The 1,402-nt window shown below is 60.3% G+C and carries 1 protein-coding gene; it reads right to left on the reverse strand.

Translation table 11 applies throughout. The features are described 5' to 3' along the window. Positions 1 to 283: 283 nt before the first annotated feature. A complete protein-coding gene (locus OEZ60_RS22095; RefSeq protein WP_263341020.1) occupies positions 284 to 1,312 on the reverse strand; it encodes an IS110 family RNA-guided transposase in 1,029 nt (342 codons plus the stop codon). Positions 1,313 to 1,402: the final 90 nt, after the last annotated feature.

A 1,402-nucleotide genomic window follows, 5' to 3' on the forward strand; every position in this document is an offset into this window, starting at 1 on the left:
AGATGGATCTTCTGTGGTTGCCGCCCGCGGTGCAAGACGTTTCTGATCCAGTAGGCAGGTGCTCGAAGTGCGGTCTTCTGTCAGGCCTGTATGTGCGGCCCTTCATTGCCGCTGGCCGGGATGGTGATCTGCGGAGCAGGTCCAAAATCTTGCGCGCGAGCTTTGAGGCTCCGGTCCATCTGCTGGTTTTCCCGATCCGGATCGCTTCGATCGTTTGCCCATTCTGGTCGTCGACTTCGTACCCCCCTTCACCGGCGCGTGGCTGTTCCTTGCGATGAGATGATCACGCAACCGATGCCAGCGCCGGATCCCTATAGTTCTCCCCTTTCGTCAGCATGGCCCAGATCGCGCGGGCCATCTTGTTCGCAAGCGCGATCGCGACCAGCATCCTCGGTTTGCGAGCCTGCAAGCGCGACAGCCACGATCCCTCGGGGATGGATTGCCGCCCCATCCAGTTCAGACGTGACATTGCGCCAATGATCAACAGACGCCGGATATCGCGTTGGCCTGCCTTTGAGATCCTGCCAAGCCGCACCTTGCCGCCCGAAGAGTGTTGCCGTGGCACGAGCCCCAGCCACGCGGCAAAGTCGCGCCCCCTTCGAAAGCTTTTGATGTCGGCAACAAACGCTGTGATCGCCAATGCGACCATCGGTCCGACACCCGGCATCGTCTGAAGCTGCTTTGCGACATCGGCAGATGCCATGAGTTCCTTAGCCTTCCGGGTCTTGGCGTCTATCTGAACTGTCTTGGCGGCGATTTCTGCGAGGAGGTCCCGGCATTCGTCCTGCACCAGCCCGGGCAGGTCGCAATGCGGTTCATCCAGGATCGCCGCAATACGCTTGACCTGATGGATACCCACGGGAATGACGTGGCCGTATTCATAGCAGATCGAGCGGATGGCATTCACCAAATCCGTGCGCTGGTGGACCAGGCGTTCGCGAGCCCGGAACAGCACGGCCATCGCCTGCTGCTCTTCGGACTTCGGCTCTACAAAACGCATTTCCGGTCTCTGCGCGGCGATCACGATCGCTTCGGCATCGGCGGCGTCATTCTTTTGGCGCTTCACGAAGGGGCGCACATACTGCGGTGCGATCATTTTCACCTCATGCCCCAGGCCGATCATCTCACGCGCCCAGTAATGGGCGCTGCCGGATGCTTCCATGACCACAATGGCCGGGAGATGATCCGCCATGAACTTGCGGAACTGTGCCCGCGACAGCTTCTTGCGAAAGCGCAACTCGCCAGCCATCGACGCTCCGTGGAGCTGGAACACATTCTTTGCCAGATCTACCCCGATCATCGTATCCTTCATTTGCCGTCCTCTCCGCTACGTGGCCTCGACACCACGACCTTGGCACATTGCGATGCCGTCAGGGGTGGGCGGCAACCATCCCATCTTGCG

The sequence above is a fragment of the Albidovulum salinarum genome (genome assembly GCF_025673475.1).
In the GTDB taxonomy this organism is placed as follows: domain Bacteria; phylum Pseudomonadota; class Alphaproteobacteria; order Rhodobacterales; family Rhodobacteraceae; genus Albidovulum; species Albidovulum salinarum.

Excerpts from the sequence above, each read along its gene's own strand:
- OEZ60_RS22095 (WP_263341020.1), bottom strand. The coding sequence starts at position 1,312 with ATGAAGGATACGATGATCGGGGTAGATCTGGCAAAGAATGTGTTCCAG.